This is a genomic window from Nostoc mirabile CHAB5784 (assembly GCF_020829645.1).
In the GTDB taxonomy this organism is placed as follows: domain Bacteria; phylum Cyanobacteriota; class Cyanobacteriia; order Cyanobacteriales; family Nostocaceae; genus Nostoc; species Nostoc mirabile.
Genome location: NZ_JAIVFS010000025.1, coordinates 22,196 through 37,933 on the forward strand (window position 1 = coordinate 22,196; position 15,738 = coordinate 37,933).

Annotated in this window: 12 protein-coding genes and 1 pseudogene; 5 read left to right on the forward strand and 8 right to left on the reverse strand. The window is 41.8% G+C overall.

Going from position 1 to position 15,738, the window contains the following annotated elements; translation table 11 throughout:
• Positions 1–19: 19 nt before the first annotated feature.
• Both LC653_RS17685 and LC653_RS17690 read right to left on the reverse strand, forming a co-directional pair.
• Positions 20–841 carry an SDR family oxidoreductase gene (locus LC653_RS17685; protein WP_229495722.1) on the reverse strand — a complete coding sequence of 274 codons (822 nt, stop codon included), beginning with the start codon at positions 839–841 and terminating at the stop codon, positions 20–22.
• A gap of 121 nt (positions 842–962) precedes the next feature.
• A complete protein-coding gene (locus LC653_RS17690) occupies positions 963–1,448 on the reverse strand; it encodes a glutathione peroxidase (protein ID WP_229495723.1) in 486 nt (161 codons plus the stop codon).
• A 981-nt stretch (positions 1,449–2,429) separates the two neighbouring features.
• Between LC653_RS17690 and LC653_RS17695 the strand changes: the two are divergent.
• The 3 genes and pseudogenes from LC653_RS17695 to LC653_RS17705 form a co-directional block, all read left to right on the forward strand.
• Positions 2,430–2,626: pseudogene (locus LC653_RS17695) on the forward strand (ammonium transporter); the annotation flags it as partial.
• A 342-nt stretch (positions 2,627–2,968) separates the two neighbouring features.
• Entirely contained in the window at positions 2,969–4,531 is a 1,563-nt protein-coding gene (locus tag LC653_RS17700; protein WP_229495724.1) for an ammonium transporter, read from the forward strand.
• A 531-nt stretch (positions 4,532–5,062) separates the two neighbouring features.
• Complete coding sequence (locus LC653_RS17705; protein WP_443689858.1) at positions 5,063–5,494, forward strand: DUF2141 domain-containing protein; 432 nt, start codon at positions 5,063–5,065, stop codon at positions 5,492–5,494.
• Positions 5,495–5,496: 2 nt separating this feature from the next.
• On the opposite strand, the gene LC653_RS17710 is transcribed toward LC653_RS17705, so the two are convergent.
• From LC653_RS17710 to LC653_RS17720, 3 genes are all read right to left on the reverse strand, one after another.
• Positions 5,497–6,651, reverse strand: a complete 1,155-nt coding sequence (locus LC653_RS17710) for a peptidoglycan-binding protein (RefSeq protein WP_229495727.1) — start codon at positions 6,649–6,651, stop codon at positions 5,497–5,499.
• Between the two features lie 243 nt (positions 6,652–6,894).
• Positions 6,895–7,962: a DMT family transporter gene (locus LC653_RS17715; protein WP_229495728.1), complete on the reverse strand. Its 1,068-nt coding sequence runs from the start codon at positions 7,960–7,962 to the stop codon at positions 6,895–6,897.
• A gap of 1,171 nt (positions 7,963–9,133) precedes the next feature.
• Positions 9,134–10,783: a Ppx/GppA phosphatase family protein gene (locus LC653_RS17720; RefSeq protein ID WP_229495731.1), complete on the reverse strand. Its 1,650-nt coding sequence runs from the start codon at positions 10,781–10,783 to the stop codon at positions 9,134–9,136.
• A 633-nt stretch (positions 10,784–11,416) separates the two neighbouring features.
• Between LC653_RS17720 and LC653_RS17725 the strand changes: the two genes are divergently transcribed.
• Together LC653_RS17725 and LC653_RS17730 are read left to right on the forward strand one after the other, a co-directional pair.
• Positions 11,417–12,298: a 4-hydroxybenzoate solanesyltransferase gene (locus LC653_RS17725; protein WP_229495825.1), complete on the forward strand. Its 882-nt coding sequence runs from the start codon at positions 11,417–11,419 to the stop codon at positions 12,296–12,298.
• 314 nt (positions 12,299–12,612) lie between these two features.
• Positions 12,613–13,380 carry a DsbA family protein gene (locus LC653_RS17730; RefSeq protein WP_229495734.1) on the forward strand — a complete coding sequence of 256 codons (768 nt, stop codon included), beginning with the start codon at positions 12,613–12,615 and terminating at the stop codon, positions 13,378–13,380.
• 463 nt (positions 13,381–13,843) lie between these two features.
• Here the strand turns inward: LC653_RS17730 and LC653_RS17735 are convergent, their stop codons facing one another.
• The 3 genes from LC653_RS17735 to LC653_RS17745 all read right to left on the reverse strand — a co-directional run bounded on the left by LC653_RS17735 (position 13,844) and on the right by LC653_RS17745 (position 15,383).
• Positions 13,844–14,293, reverse strand: coding sequence for an acyl-CoA thioesterase (locus LC653_RS17735; protein ID WP_229495826.1), 450 nt, complete (start codon positions 14,291–14,293; stop codon positions 13,844–13,846).
• Positions 14,294–14,401: 108 nt separating this feature from the next.
• Positions 14,402–14,791 (reverse strand): tautomerase family protein, encoded by a 390-nt coding sequence (locus LC653_RS17740; protein WP_229495737.1) that lies wholly within the window; start codon positions 14,789–14,791, stop codon positions 14,402–14,404.
• Positions 14,792–14,795: 4 nt separating this feature from the next.
• On the reverse strand, positions 14,796–15,383 hold the full coding sequence (locus LC653_RS17745; RefSeq protein ID WP_229495739.1) for a TetR family transcriptional regulator C-terminal domain-containing protein: 588 nt from the start codon (positions 15,381–15,383) through the stop codon (positions 14,796–14,798).
• Between the last annotated feature and the right edge of the window lie 355 nt (positions 15,384–15,738).

The following is a 15,738-nucleotide window of genomic DNA, read 5'->3' on the forward strand; positions in this document are numbered from 1 at the left end:
TCCTAGTTTTTAATACTTACTAAAAAATCATCTGTGGATGAATTAACTGATATCCAGCCTCTTTCAGCTTTTCATTCGATACCCAAGCATTATATGGGCGGGTACTCTTAATAGAAGTATCCCATATAACTTTGGGTAAATTATGTTTTTCAAATAGGCTATCTAGCAAATCTTGACTGGTGAGATGTGCATCATCTACCAGATTATAAATCCCTTGCAAACGACGGTGACGGGCAAATTCTATCGCACCAACAATATCATTTAGGTGAATCCAATTTGTGATATCCTCGCCACCAGGACGGGTTGTACCAGAATATCTACTAAATATTTTCAACAGTTCTCTACCAGGGCCATAAATTCCTCCTAAGCGAAAGATACAAACGCGGAGATTTTCGCTAGATGCTGATAGCAGCACATCCTCTGTTTTTCGGAGAATTTGTGCATTTAAATTAGCGGGTGCAAGCGGTGTTTCTTCATCTACCCATACACCATTTCTGTCACCATACACTGCATAGCTACCTGTGTAGATTAATTGTTTTACACTCGGAACCTGCTGCAAGGATGAAACTAAAGTTTGAGCAGTTTGTAGATAAGTTTCTTCATAAACTTCTGCGCCTTTTGCACCAACACTCAAAACTACAACATCTTCATCGTGCAAAACTGATTTTAGACTATCTAAGTCATTACCACGGGTAACTACAACTCTTTCAGATACTGATTTTAGTGCCGGGACACGCTCAGAAGAAGTTGTGGTTACACTGACAACAAAATCCCCCTTTTTATGCCAATATTCAGCAACTTTATAACCAACATAACCACAACCAATGATTGCAACGTTCATGACAAATTAGACACAAATAAATTAAACTACTCATTGAGAAAATATTCTCAATTAAGGGACTGGACGTAAATAAATTAACACTCCAGAGCCAAAAATCAATACCAATAGTACAACCTAATGACTATTTAGCTAATTCTTTCTCAATTATGGCAATGATTTCTGGTGAATTTGGCTGGACACTACTATTAAATCTAGCTATCACTTCACCTTGTTTATTAACTAAAAATTTTTCAAAGTTCCAAGCAACAGTTCCGGTCGGCTCAACGGCTTTGGTAAGTCTCTCATACAGTGGATGCTGCTGTGAGCCTTTGGCATGAACTTTATCGAATAGTTCAAAGGTAACACTATATTTACTCGTGCAGAATTGCACAATCTCTTCATTGCTTCCTGGTTCCTGCGCTCCAAAATCGTTACAGGGGAACCCCAAAATACGTAACCCTGCTTCCCCATACTTCTGGTTCAATGTTTCTAACCCTTCGTATTGAGAAGTATAACCGCAGTAGGAAGCCACATTCACAATTAAGAGTACCTTCCCGGTATACTCGTTTAATTGCTTATCCTCACCGTTGATAGTCTTAACTGCGATATCCGAAATTGTCTTACTCATCTTGAATCTGATTTATAGGGAATATTGCCAAGTCTCCCATATTACAGGTACTGTAAACCCTCTTTTTTTAAGGAAATTAGGTTTGTTAGCCTTGTTTCCTCCTACGGTTCTATTTAATTTAGCCTATAAGCTTGTATGGGAGTTTCGATAGATGTTTCCGTCGCTGATTCGTGCTTAATGAGCAAGGCGATGTCTAACGATAAGCCAGAAAGTGGAGAGTCCTTGCTCAACTAGCGCACCCAATCAATTAAGATAGCGATCGCCTGTGAGTTTACCTGAGTCATAACTCTTATGTAAATAGCTCGATCAATCCAGTATCTGAGGATAAGCTTGGAAATCTGCGTTGCTTTTAATACAAATCTTTTCGCAGGGATGAATTATGAATTATCTTAACCTTCGTGTTGAGTTTATCTCTACAAGGGTCACTTTTATCAACAAGATTGCATGGTGGAGGCTGTGGGCAATTTATCGGTTATTTCACCCAGTGGTCGGTTTAAAGGAGAATTACTGGTCTTCAATGTAGCTTTTAAAGTAACAAAAAATTAATTTTTTGTATAAAAATTTAATATTATTCATAATTGTCCTATCCTGAAATCGAAAAATACCTACCTATAAAGGATATAGATGCTTGACTTGTTGCATCAGGAGCTATTTGCCATAACAAAAGCAAAAAAATGTATTCTGCGATACAGTTTTTTGGTTTGAGTAAATAGACAATCAGTCAAATTTATCCGTCTAGGCATAAATTTACCAAGGGTAAAATAGGAAGTAGTCTCTTGAAGAAGAATTCAGAAGTCAGAATTCAGGAGTCATAATCAATCAGTCGGGGATTCAGACCCGCGACTACGAAAGTTGACCACCAAAAATTCTAGTTTTGTGGGGGTGCAAAAACGCCGATTATTCAGACGCCAGTCATACAGAATACCCAACTGAATTCTGACGACTGACGCATGTATTCTGTTCGATAATTTCTGTAAAGCTCCCACTATTGAGTCTTTATCTGAAACTACAACTAAACTGCAAATTTCCATTGATACTACCTGCGTACTAATCACTAGTTTTTTAGTATTCTTCATGAAATTGGCTTTGCCATGTTAGAAGCAGGTTTGATCTGCCAAAGAGGTGTAGTTAATGCCTTACTAGAAAACTCAATTGACCTCGCTGTAACCATCTTAGTGTTGGAAAAATCGGCTGTAACTGTGTTGCACCCTTTTTTCTAGACATAATATTGACAATTTCTGGCAATTTGCTGCACAAAACTTCTTTGTGAAAAATTAAAGATTAAGTAAAGAACACTTGACTGTTTCAGAAACTACACCATAATTACTTAAGAATAGCTAAAAAAAATATTTACAGATGTGCCAAGAGTTTCCTAAACTCCTACTAAGGTAATTTTGTTTTCTGGTTTTTAAACAAGTGGTCTAAAGGAAAAATATCAAAAACCACTGGATTAAACTTCGGACGGTAGTTTTTTCTGCTTAACCTGTTTTTTCCCTTTTTTAAGGATGATGTTCAAATTCATGTACAAACAAAAATCGAAAACAAAAAATAGGCGTCTGTCTGCAAGAAATTACGCTGTCAATCCACAGATAAACTCAAAAGTCAAGCTATTTAATCTAGCAATTAAGCGACTCTCTCCCAGTTGGCAAGCCTGCTTACCTTTAGCTTGTCTGATTGTGTTGGGTTGGGGTTATGCCGCAGTTGCCCAAACTCCAGCCGCAGGGCCAACGACAGCAGAACTCAAAGTTGCTCTTGATACACTGTGGGTTGCGATCGCTGCCTTTTTAGTGTTCTTCATGAACGCTGGTTTTTGTATGTTAGAAACTGGCTTCTGTCGCCAGAAAAACGCTGTCAACGTTCTTTCCAAAAACTTGATTGTATTTGCTTTATCCAGCATTGCCTTTTGGGTGCTCGGTTTTGGCTTAATGTTCGGTGATGGCAACGACTTCTTTGGATTGAATGGGTTTTTCTTAGGAGGAGCAGATAACAGTCCCGCCACAGGAGACGCTTATAAAGGTGTTTTCGGTGCTATTAGTTGGGCTGGTGTACCTTTAGCTGCCAAGTTTTTATTCCAGCTAGTGTTTGCTGGAACAGCAGCAACAATCGTTTCTGGTGCAGTAGCCGAACGGATTAAGTTTGTTGATTTCTTAATTTTCAGCCTCTTACTTGTAGGTATTCTCTACCCCATCACCGGACACTGGATTTGGGGAACTGGTTGGCTAGCAGACAGAGGCTTTTGGGATTTTGCCGGTTGTACGGTGGTTCACTCCGTAGGTGGCTGGGCAGCTTTGATGGGAGCAGCATTTCTTGGGCCCCGCCTTGGTAGATATCAAGATAGGCAAGTTGTTGCTATGCCTGGTCACAACATGAGTATTGCCACTTTGGGCTGTCTGATCCTGTGGTTGGGCTGGTTTGGTTTCAACCCCGGTTCTGTGATGGCTGCCGATCCTAGTGCGATCAGTCACATTGCTGTAACCACTAACATGTCTGGTGCTGCCGGTGGAATTTCCGCTACAATTACAGCTTGGTTGTACTTAGGTAAACCAGACCTGTCAATGATTATCAATGGTATTTTGGCTGGCTTGGTTGGTGTTACAGCGTCTTGTGCTTACGTAGGCATTCCTGCTTCTTTACTCATTGGGTTGATTGCTGGAGTACTGGTAGTTTTTTCTGTAACATTCTTTGACAAACTTGGTATTGATGACCCAGTGGGAGCTACCTCAGTTCACCTAGTTTGTGGCATCTGGGGAACTCTAGCAGTGGGTCTGTGGGCAGTTGGCCCTGGTGTTTATTCCTGGTATAGCGATACACTTGGCCCAGCAAAAGGTTTATTTGCAGGTGGTGGTTTTGGACAGTTCGGTGTTCAGTTGCTGGGCGTTGTCTCAGTAGGCGGCTTCACTGTCTTACTCAGTAGCATCTTTTGGCTAGCACTGAAAGCTACTTTAGGTATCAGAGTATCCAAAGAAGAGGAACTAGAAGGTTTGGATATCGGTGAACACGGTATGGAAGCCTACAGTGGATTTCTCAAAGAAGGTGATGGAACTGGATTTTCTGAAGAACAAAGCTCAATTGGGAGATTTTAGGGTAAATACAGCAGATTGCAACAGGCGTGAGGTATAGATAATCGTAGGGGCACAACATGTTGTGCCCCTACCCCTGTACTTCATTTACCTGAAATACGCTGTATTTTCTTGATTTACTCTTTGGCATATTTCTAATATGAGCTACCAATACACCATTATACACCATTAGTAGATTGAACTGATTCCGCAAAATTCTCTATCCAAGCGAGGAAAAGTAGGAGGTATAAAACCCCCTACTTTTTCAAATTTTTACATGTAGCATTAGTTACCCTGCGGGAGCTTGCTACAGTTGGGGTAACAGTCCCCTAGTGAAATGTCTTTAATTTTGAATTTTGAATTGTTAACCCCTTGTCTCTTCGTTAACGCCGACTTACTTAGAAAAGTATACAATTAAATATACCAATATCCTTGCGAGTATTAACTGAATAATGCCACCATGAATCTGCCTGATCTGAATCAAAGTTAAAACTTATTTCAGCAAAACTTATTTTACCTTGTGAAAATTTTATGGTTAGAGGGTTGAGAGTTAGTATGCTGCTATTGGCAGTTCTGGGAAATCTGGCGTGGTCATTTAGTGCCAAGGCAAATTTTAACGGCAAGCTCACCGTAGAAATTGATGGGTTGAAGAATAAACAAGGACAAGTTTGTGTGAGTATATTTGCTAGCAGTGAAGGATTTCCTAGCGATCGCGATCGCGGCTTACAAAAGCAGTGTACCAAGATTACTGGCACTCCCTTACCCATTACCTTTGAGAACTTGAAAGCGGGTAGTTACGCCGTTGCTGTCTTCCACGATCAAAATAACGACGGCACTCTCAATAGCAATGTTTTAGGTATACCAAGCGAAGGCTTTGGATTTTCCAGGAACCCAGAAATTCGCACAAGAGCGGCCAAGTTTAGCGAAGCAGCGTTTTTGGTGGCAGGCCCGGACACTAATATCCAAATCCAATTGAAATATTTTTAGGTTTATTCTCGTGAATCGTTATGTGAATCTTCTGGTATACTTTGTTGTTCCGGCAAACCACGCATTCGATTCATCTGAGTTAAAGCATATCGTGCTGTTGCTTGCACCTCGGCATCTGGGTCTTCCAGTGCATGGTGCAACATCTGACTCATTTGACTCATCATGTCATAAACGCGCGTCAGGTCACGGATCGCATTTTGCCGTACCTGTGGACTTTCATCTTGGAGTGAAATTGCTAGGCCACGGTTCATTGGTTTGAGTGTGCGGATGCCAATTTCTGCCAAAGCTGCTAAAATTAAGCTGCTTTCTTGAGAATCGGCATCAATCATCAGGTCAACCAGATGCTGAATTGCCCGCGAATCTCCCTGCTGACCCAAATCCCAAATAGCCTTGCGCCGCTTCGTTGGGTCAGAACTGCGTAAGTCTTGAATTAATTCGTCAACAATATTTAGTTTAGCTAGCCGGGAAGTTTTTTCTGGTAGCAGTAATTGTGTGGCGATTGGTGGCGTAACTGTTTGTGGATTAGTTACAGTCTCTGGTGAGGGTAATATTATGGGGTTTTTGTTAGCTTCACTCAAACTTTTAGTCTCTGATATTTCGGATTGCACTTGTTTGCCCTGACCAAACCACTTCAGCAGGTAAACAAGTGCGCCAATACTTCCTAGAACTCCGATGGAAAATATTAACCACCAGACAAAACCCCTCTCGGTTGGTTTAGGTGCTGTAGTTGCTTTGGAAGTTGCAGCAGCAGAGTTAATAATTGGAGAAGTAACTATTGGAGAAGTGACAATATGATTTTTGGCTACCATTATTGCTTGCAGTCTCCCCCTAGTCGCCAGACCAGCAAGGCCATCTACTTTTAAACCCTGTGCTTTCTGGAATTTAGTTACAGCGATTTCTGTATTGGCGTTGTACTCTCCATCTACCACGCCACTGTAGTATCCCAACTCCTTTAATTGGGTTTGTAATCTCTGCACATCTGATTTTCGACTACCATATCTCAAAACAGTCGGACTAGCAGTAACTGTCGAACTAGCTTGTGCAAGTTCTAAAATTTCAGGTGCTAGGTTAGGTGTTGCTGTGCTTGCACGATTTGGGTAAAAACCCACGCAAGAAAAACAGGTAAATATCAAAATTGAGGAACGGCATAGCCTCATATTGCAAGTTTCAGCCCGAAGGTGCTTTTGAAGTATTCTTCTTCGATACCACAATACCTTCAAGATTACCAAATTACCAAATGTTAACTGTCATTTTTTTATTGGGCATTGGGCATTGGGCATTGGGCATTGGGCATTGGGCATTGGGCATTGGGCATTGGGCATTGGGCATTAGTTATTCTCCCTCATCTCCCTACTGAATTACGAATTACGAATTACGAATTACGAATTACGAATTACCAGTTAGGGTAAAATTTCTCGTTCAGATTCTCTGACTGCTAAAGTTATGGGGTTTAATTTTTTAGCGGATGCTTCTAAAACTGGTTGCTGTATATTAGCTATCTCGCCGACAGTAACTGTGTCGTTTTGCGCTGCTAAAGTATCACGTTGGTTAATGAGATAGATGCTGATTAAAGTTAGAAAAACACCGACCCACTGCAACGGACTGAGGACTTCTGAGAGAAAGAGATTGCCAAATAGTAGGGCAAAGACGGGTGTGAGGAAGGTGAGGGAACTAAGACTGGTGAGACTGCCACTAGAGGCAAAGTAGAAGAATAATCCGTAGGCGATCGCACTGCCAAATACGGTAGCATAACCCAAAGCCACTAAATCAGATGCTCCTAGATTCTCCCACTGCTGGGATTCGACAACTGATGAAACTCCCCATAGTGGCAATCCACCCAAAATCATGTGCCATCCCGTGGCGGTTACTGGGTCAGCATGTCGGCACACAAACCGAATCAACACTGTTCCCACTGCCATTGATAGGGCTGCTAACAGCATCAACCACTCGCCACTAGCAAACAAATCTTGCCAGTTGCCAATTGTAATATTTGCGCCTGAGTCGAGAAAATGCAAAATCCACTCATCAGGTAAGCCGATTAAACTAATGCCTGTGACACCCAAGCCTAGCCCCAACCATCCCCAAAAACCAATGTGTTCTTGGAATAGCCACAACGACAGCAAGGCAACAGCCAAGGGTTGCGAGTCAATCATCACAGACCCTAACCCCGCACTGGTTCTAACTAATCCCTCTGCCAAAAAGCCTTGAAACAGCGTCCCATCTACGAGGGCAAATAAGGCAATCCACAGCCATGCAGCCCAACCCTTCGGCTGGGGTTTACCCATGAATGCTGCTGCAATCAGAATTAACATCCCTGCTGGTATCAGACGCACACCTGCCATGAATAGCGGTGTGGTGTGGGGTATTACTCCTTTCATGGCTACCATTGCCGTCCCCCATAGGAAAAAGGGGGCAATTAAGAGGAGAGGGGCGAAGGGAAGTTTAGATGCACTGAGTTTCAGTTGCATGGGTTTGCTGATGCCTTTGTTTAACAAGTGCAAAAATTGCTTTACCCAATTTTACCGAAATTATGTAGTTTTGCGATCGCGTAGCGTCTCAAAGAGAAGGAATTAATGGTGTAGCTAAGGTTACAGGAGGCTGAAGATTGTAATCAGATAGATACATTTAAGAGGATGTTTGGAAAGTCGCAAAGTATACTATAAACCCCGCTTCCATTCCTCTTTCCCACTTCTGCTTATCCTTAAATCATTCACCTCTGAGTTTACCTGGCTTCATTGCCTGCATCCAATTCACGTCGATATTCTTGTATATATTCCAGCATCTCATCAAATTGTGGATCATCTTTATATTTACCAGCTATTTGCAACCAAGGATTTTCTACTTTGAGTGCTTCAATTTCTAAAATGAGAAAATAATTGTCAGCCCTTCGGCGAATTCAAAATTCAAAACTTGTACTGAGCGTAGCCGAAGTATTCAAAATTCACGGCATAAAATCCCCATAAATAAATTTAGGGCTGCTGAAAACTTGGACTTTTTGGCGTTAAAGCTGAAGCATCGCGGCACAATTGTTTTTATATTTTCCATAAATGAATTTAGCGCAAAGTCTGAGCGGAGGTTTCCTCCGCTCAGAACTTTGTAAGAGAGGGGCTTGTATCCTTTTTGTCTTCGGTCATTGCGAGGAGGAACGACGAAGCAATCGCATGGACTCGCTCTGAGTTGGAGGATTTTGTGATTGCAACTCTAAGAGACGCACTCGCGTTCGCAACGCTTGCAATGACATGCAAAAAAGTGGAATGCTCCCCACAAGCTCTATGCTGAAGCGTGAGTATTCTCCAGTGGAGAGAACCAAGCAATTGAGCCTGCTTGATTAAAATTCTATATAATGGATATCTAAGTTTTCCCAGCTCAGATATCCAATTGCAACATAACCTAGAGTAAATAGATTATTTTATAAACCTAATTATAATTAGAATTTTGGTTTTTAAACTACTCCTTTAGTTTAGTTTTAAACTACTCCTTTAGATAGTTTCTCAATTCATCCTTAAGTTGGATGAAAACTATATGAATTAACTGAAATTTGAAAGCAAACGTGTAAAATACAGATGATTTGTAGTAGCGCATGTATGTGCATTTATACATTCAGCAGGTGCGTTACACTGCGTTAACGCACACTACTTTCTAAGACAATTTAGCAACGCTAGACTTTTCTAAAGTCGCTACTAATTTCACTCCAAATTCTTCCTCAAATACTCCTTTTTTATAATCTAAACTCCAAAGTTCTAAAGCACAGTCATCATCAGGTTGAGATGGAAAAATCAGCAAGTTTACCTGCTGAAATTGTCGATAATACTCACATTGGACTTGAGCGATCGCACCAATTTGTCGTCTATCTAATGCCACTGCTAATCTTAAAATTGCACTCAATTGACTGACCATTTGTCGCTGGTGTTTAGTCAGCAACATCTGGGAATTTTCATGTTTTTTCTTAGGCGGCGATTTGCGGTGATAACGCGCTAAATTGGCTATAATTTCAATCTCAGTTTCTGTATAACCGAGTAATTCACCATTGCGAATTAGATAGTAAGAGTGTTTGTGGTGAGACGAATGGCTGACATAATGACCGCAATTGTGTAATATTGCAGCTGCCCACAGCAATTGTCGCTCGTCAGACCCCCAGTGGTGTAAAGTACCTTGAGTTTGGTCAAATAAACTCTTGGCAAATTTTGCGACGCGATCGCTATATTCTAAATTGACGTGGTATTTATTAGCGAGTTTGATAACATTGCGTTCCCGAACTGAACTTTGGTAGCGCAGCTTATCTTCAATTAAACCGTGGGTCAGCATCCAGTCTACGATTACGCCTTCCCTCAGAGAACGCTCACAAACTGTTATCGATTCCCTACCCAAAAGCGTCATTGCTTCCTGTAATATTACTGCACCAGCCAGTATAACTTCAGCCCGCTTCTCTGGCATACCGGGAATCGCAGCCCTTTCTGAATTATTCAGTTTCCGCAAGCGATTTACCAACTCTTGCAAGTCTTTAAGACTGAACTGATAGCCATTGAGAATCGAAGGAATAACACCCGACTTTTCTCGTGCATGAATCATCGCCAGGGTTTCAATTGTGCCAGCCGTACCCACCAAACGGGGAGATTCTCCAAACTCTAGGTTTGCTAGTATCTCATCCACGGAACGTTCTAACATCCCGCGTGCATAGGCTTGCAGATACTGAAACTCAGTGTTGCTGATGGGGTCGGTGGTGATTAACTCGCTAGTGAGTCGCACTGCACCAACTTTGCTACTGGTGAGAGTGCGTGCTTGGTGACTATCACCCAAAATTAACTCTGTGGAACCACCGCCAATATCAATAATCATCTGGGGCTGGTTGTTAAATTCCATCCCCGACAGCACGCCAAGGTAGATTCGTCGCGCTTCTTCTTGACCAGAAATCAAGTCAACGCTTAAACCCAACTCCGTTTTTACTCTGTGCAAAAAATCTTTACCATTCGGGGCTTCCCGCACAGCGCTAGTTGCCACAGCAATGGTTGTTTCAGCATTGATAGTTTTGGCAACTTCTTGGAAGCGTCCTAAAGCAGCGATCGCCTTTTCAATTATCTCTGGTTTAAGTTCCCCAGTCTTAAGATTGCGATCGCCTAGTCTTACAGTTTCTTTTTCTCTAGCGATAATGCTGAAAGCTGGTAGTGTGGGATCAATCTTGACTACTACCATGTGTAGAGAATTTGTTCCCAGGTCAATGGCAGCAATAATCCGATGTTGCTTAGGTGGTTGAGTTGGAACACTCTCCCAGCTAGAAACTAAATTTAGCATCTAGTTTTCTCTCTTTATAAGAAATGATGGCAAACGGTGGTATGTCGGGGTAGCTGGCACTGATAATTTGTTGCAACACACTTGCTCAAACTGAGTAGTGTTAGCGGTAGCGGGGCGTTTAGCCCGTACTCAGCACTCTTCATCTTTGGTCGAGGGTAACTGAGCTAAGTATATTCACCCTACTGTTTCTAACCGTAGTGACTATCTAAAAATATTTAAAGTTGCCACTTGAGGTTATGTTTTTACAAATAACAAATAACGTTATTCTATAGATGTAAAGATGTGTGAAGTAGGGCATGGGGCATTGGGCATTGGGCATTGGGCATGGGGCATGGGGCATGGGGCATAGGAGCAGAGGAATGGAGATCAAAGACTCATTAACGGAGATCAAAGACTCATTAACGGAGTTCAAAGACTCGTCGGCGAGTATCAAAGACTCATTAACGGAGTTCAAAGACTCATTAACGGAGTTCAAAGACTCATTAACGGAGTTCAAAGACTCGTCGGCGAGTATCAAAGACTCGTCGGCGAGTATTAAAGACTCATCCCCAATGCCCAATGCCCAATTCCCAATGCCCAATGCCCAATGCCCAATCCCCACTCCCCACTCACCACTCCCCACTCCCCAGTACTATGTTAAGGACGCCAGAACGCCCCCAGCAACCAGTTTGGCTTGTAATTATCCGGCTTTTGCGCTGGCATAAACCAGAAGGACGGTTAATTTTAATGATTCCTGCCCTTTGGGCTGTGTTTTTGGCAGCTTCTGGGAAACCGCCTTTACCTCTGGTTGGTGTGATTATATTAGGTACTCTGGCCACAAGTGCCGCCGGATGTGTTGTCAATGATTTGTGGGATCGGGATATTGATCCAGAAGTGGAGAGAACACGCGATCGCCCCCTCGCTTCTCGCGCCTTGTCTGTGAAAGTTGGGATTGTAGTTGCGATCGTATCCTTAGCATGTGCAGCTATCCTGGCATTTTATCTTAACCCCCTAAGTTTCTGGTTATGCGTGGCAGCAGTGCCCGTAATTCTGCTTTATCCAGGTGCAAAGCGGGTGTTTCCTGTGCCGCAACTGGTGCTTTCCATCGCTTGGGGTTTCGGGGTGTTGATTAGCTGGAGTGCAGTCACACAAACCATCTCCCAACCAACTTGGTTACTTTGGGGCGCGACTGTACTTTGGACATTGGGATTTGATACAGTTTACGCCATGAGCGATAAGGAAGACGATCGCCGCATTGGCATTAATTCTAGCGCTCTATTTTTTGGGAATTATGCCCCTGTAGCCATTGGAATTTTCTTTGCTGGCACAATCTTGTTATTGGCTTGGTTAGGTGTACTCATACATCTGCACTTAGCCTTCTGGATTAGCCTTGCAGTTGCTACTATTGGATGGGTTTGGCAGTCTCTGCGATTAAGACAGCGAGACTTACCTAATCCTGTTTATGGTGAGATGTTCCGGCAAAACGTGTGGATTGGTTTTATTTTACTTGCTGGGATGATTGCTGGCTCTTTTTAAATCGAAGCTTACTCGTAAATCGAAGCTAATGCGCGTCTATAGGTGAAACAAAAAAATATTTTATCGTAAATCAAAGGGTTTAATACCCCTACCTCTACACGTAGTATCATTTTTATTCGGGGTTTAAATCCCCGTCTGAAAATGTCTAAAATGTTTGAATTTTGTTAGTGCAGCGTAAAGCCTTCTCTTCTTAGGCAACGCCTTCGGCATGGCAACGCTATGAGCGAGTCCGCGTACTCTTACAGAGAAGCAAGCTACGCGCAGCGTCTCGTAGAGAGCGTCATTTTGAATTTTGAATTGTTAAGAGTTTTTGTATGCGTACATTCTTTGATTGGTTTACTCCCTTATTTCAGTATCTCCGTACTTGGACAGCAATAGGTCTGCTACTTTTGGTTGTCACCTGGTCATTTTCTGCACAAGCTGCTAGCGGTATTGATCCGCAGTTGGAACAGCAAGTATTACAAATTATCCGCGAACATCCAGAGGTGATTATCGAATCTGTTCAAACTTATCAGCAGCAACAACAGCAGAAAGTCAAGCAAGCACAGCAATCATTTTTACAGGATTTAAAGACGAATCCTCAAACAGTGATTGGTGAGTCTCCCAGCACAGGTTCAACTCAAGCAAAAACTCTGCTAATAGAATTTTCAGATTTTCAATGTCCCTACTGTGCTGAGGCGCATAAAACATTGAAAGAATTGTTAGCAAAGTATCCAGATAAACTAAGATTAGTTTACAAGAATTTTCCACTGACTTCAATTCATGCTGAAGCATTGCCAGCTGCAAGAGCGGCTTGGGCGGCATATCAGCAGGGCAAATTTTGGGAATATCATAATGCGCTATTTACTAATCAAAAGCAACTAGGTCAAGCGTTATATTTAGATATTGCTAAAAAACTGAAGCTAGATTTGGGTAAATTTAAACGCGACCTTACTCTTGCTACTCCCGCAATTACAAAAGATATTCAACTAGCTGAGAAATTGGCTGTTGCTGGCACACCTTTTTTTGTAATTAATAGTCCAACTTTTTCAGGAGTGGTGCAGCTAGCAGATATCGAAAGTATATTGACTAGTGCTAAGTAAATTAGTGTGTTTGAAAATAGCCTCTCACTGTTTAAGTAGCTAGGCGTAAATAAATTAAAGTTTGTAGTGAGTTAGCGCGGTCTTCTCCCATTCGTGAGAGGCTAGCGCCTTCTCTACGAGACACTACGTGAACGCGGAGCGTCTCGTAGAGAAGGGGGTTTCCCCCATGAGCGACTAACTTTCCCGTTGGGTAAGGGCTTTAGTCCTGATAAGGGACTTCCAACTAAAAAAATATCCTATCGCTGTGGAGGCAGGGGGGCAGGGAGCAGGGAGCAGGGGGAGAAAGAAAAATATTATCTGAGTAAATTGGATAATTTATTTTCTGGAAGTCCCTAAACCTTGCTATGAGCGATGAATCGCTCACTACGAACTAGGATTTGTATCACCTTAAAAAGGCTTGCTCTAGTTCCCTCCTTTTTAAGGAGGGTTAGGGAGGATCAAGTCTTAACTCAAGCGTATTACTTTATAAACAGTCTTTTAAATTCCCTTTTTGATCCTCGAAATATTTCTTCTGTAATTCCTCTGGAATGGGAATAGGACGACTATTTTGTAAACTGACAAAAGCCCCCTTCTGGGTAGCCACTGCTGCTAACTCATTGTTAGATAAAATTTCAGCTTGCACAGTCCACTTCAACCGTCCTAAATTACTCAGCCATAAACGTCCAATTACTTGATCAATAATCTTTATCGGACGTTTATATTCAATTTCAGTTCCAGCTAGAACAGGTGCATATCCTTGCTCAATTTGTTGATTGAGTTGCCAGTGTTCATCTAAAAACTTTAAACGTAAATCCTCTAGCCATCTGATATACACAATATTACTCACGATTCCCATAAAATCAATGTCGTATGTTTTTACAGGAATTTCTAATACTACCTCTAATGGTCTGTGCAAATTGTTATTTACTAGCATTATTTCTCTTGATATTTTTTCAACCCGATTGGTCTGTAAAATCATAAAAAAATTCCTCCTTTCAAGCATGGATAATTATTAATTGCCTAATAACCCATTGCCCATATTTCAAAGTTCTATTTTATAGTTTAAGATTAACTCGTCGCCAGGTAAACCTCTAATCCCCCAGTTATATTTGGGCGTTTCAAATATTGTGATTTCAATATCGTACACAGGAATATTCAACTTTTTATTAATATTTTGAATCAGCAGGCGAATCAACTCTTTTTTTGTTTCCACCGAGCGTCCATTAAACATACTAATTTCGATAATCAGATAATTGTCTGATCTATCAGATGGATAGTAAAAATCTGATTTATCCAGTGGTAAAAAACGGTGGAATCTTTTTTCAGGCGTAAGCTGTAAAACCTCAATAACAGTGGCATGGATTATATTTGATAGCTCCATTTTCACAGGATTTAATTTTTCTGCTAAACCATATACCTTGATTTGTACCATACATTTAAAGGTGAGTTTCCAAATATTGATTCAGGTGATTAATTACCCTATGCATGTGAATTGAATCTCCATAAAGCTTGCTGATCATTACTGCTCCTTCCAGCGTTGCAATTATGATCGTAGCAATTTCATCAGCACTCACTTCAGGGCGAATTTCTCCCTTTTTAATTCCCGTTTCAATAATTCGACGAATCAGATGCAGCCAAGAATTCATCGCCTGTTGGGCGCGTTCCCGCAACGCCGGATGAGCATCATCACTCTCCACAGCAGTATTTAGCAGTGGACACCCTCCCTTGATAGGTGGATTTTCGGTGAAGCTACTAAATACGCCAATGATTGCTTGCAGGCGTTCTAGTGCGTGGCGTTTGCTTCGTAATGCAAATCTAGTATGCTGTTTGATGCGAGCGATCGCAAAGTCAAAAGCCTGTAGCGCGAGATCATCTTTGCTTTGGAAGTGATTGTAAATTCCTCCTTTCTGTAATCCCGTAACACGCATGATGTCTGACATGGATGAGCCTACATATCCCTGTTGGTTAAACAGTTCAGCTGCTTGGTGGAGAATTCTGCTTTTTGTTTCTTCGCCTTTGGACATTACAGCGATTTTTAGATGAATGGGCTACGGCGAGTCGGGAGAGACGCGATTAATCGCGTCTGTACTGGGCAGTAGAGTAATTGATTGAATTGAAAATTGCTGTAAATAAAATATTACCGACCGAATGGTTTGTTTTAAATTAGCGCGATAAGTGCTTTAAAGTCAAGCATTTTTCAGCGCTGAGTTCTTAACTAGGTATTGGGCATTAATATTCTCCCCCTACCTCCCCTACCTCCCCTGTTCCCTACTCCCACTCCCCAGTACAGACGCGATTAATCGCGTCTCTACCCACTCCCTCTTTATCCAGATAATCTAGCGAGATACAACGCGAATACGCTGGACGTTTGCTCATGCT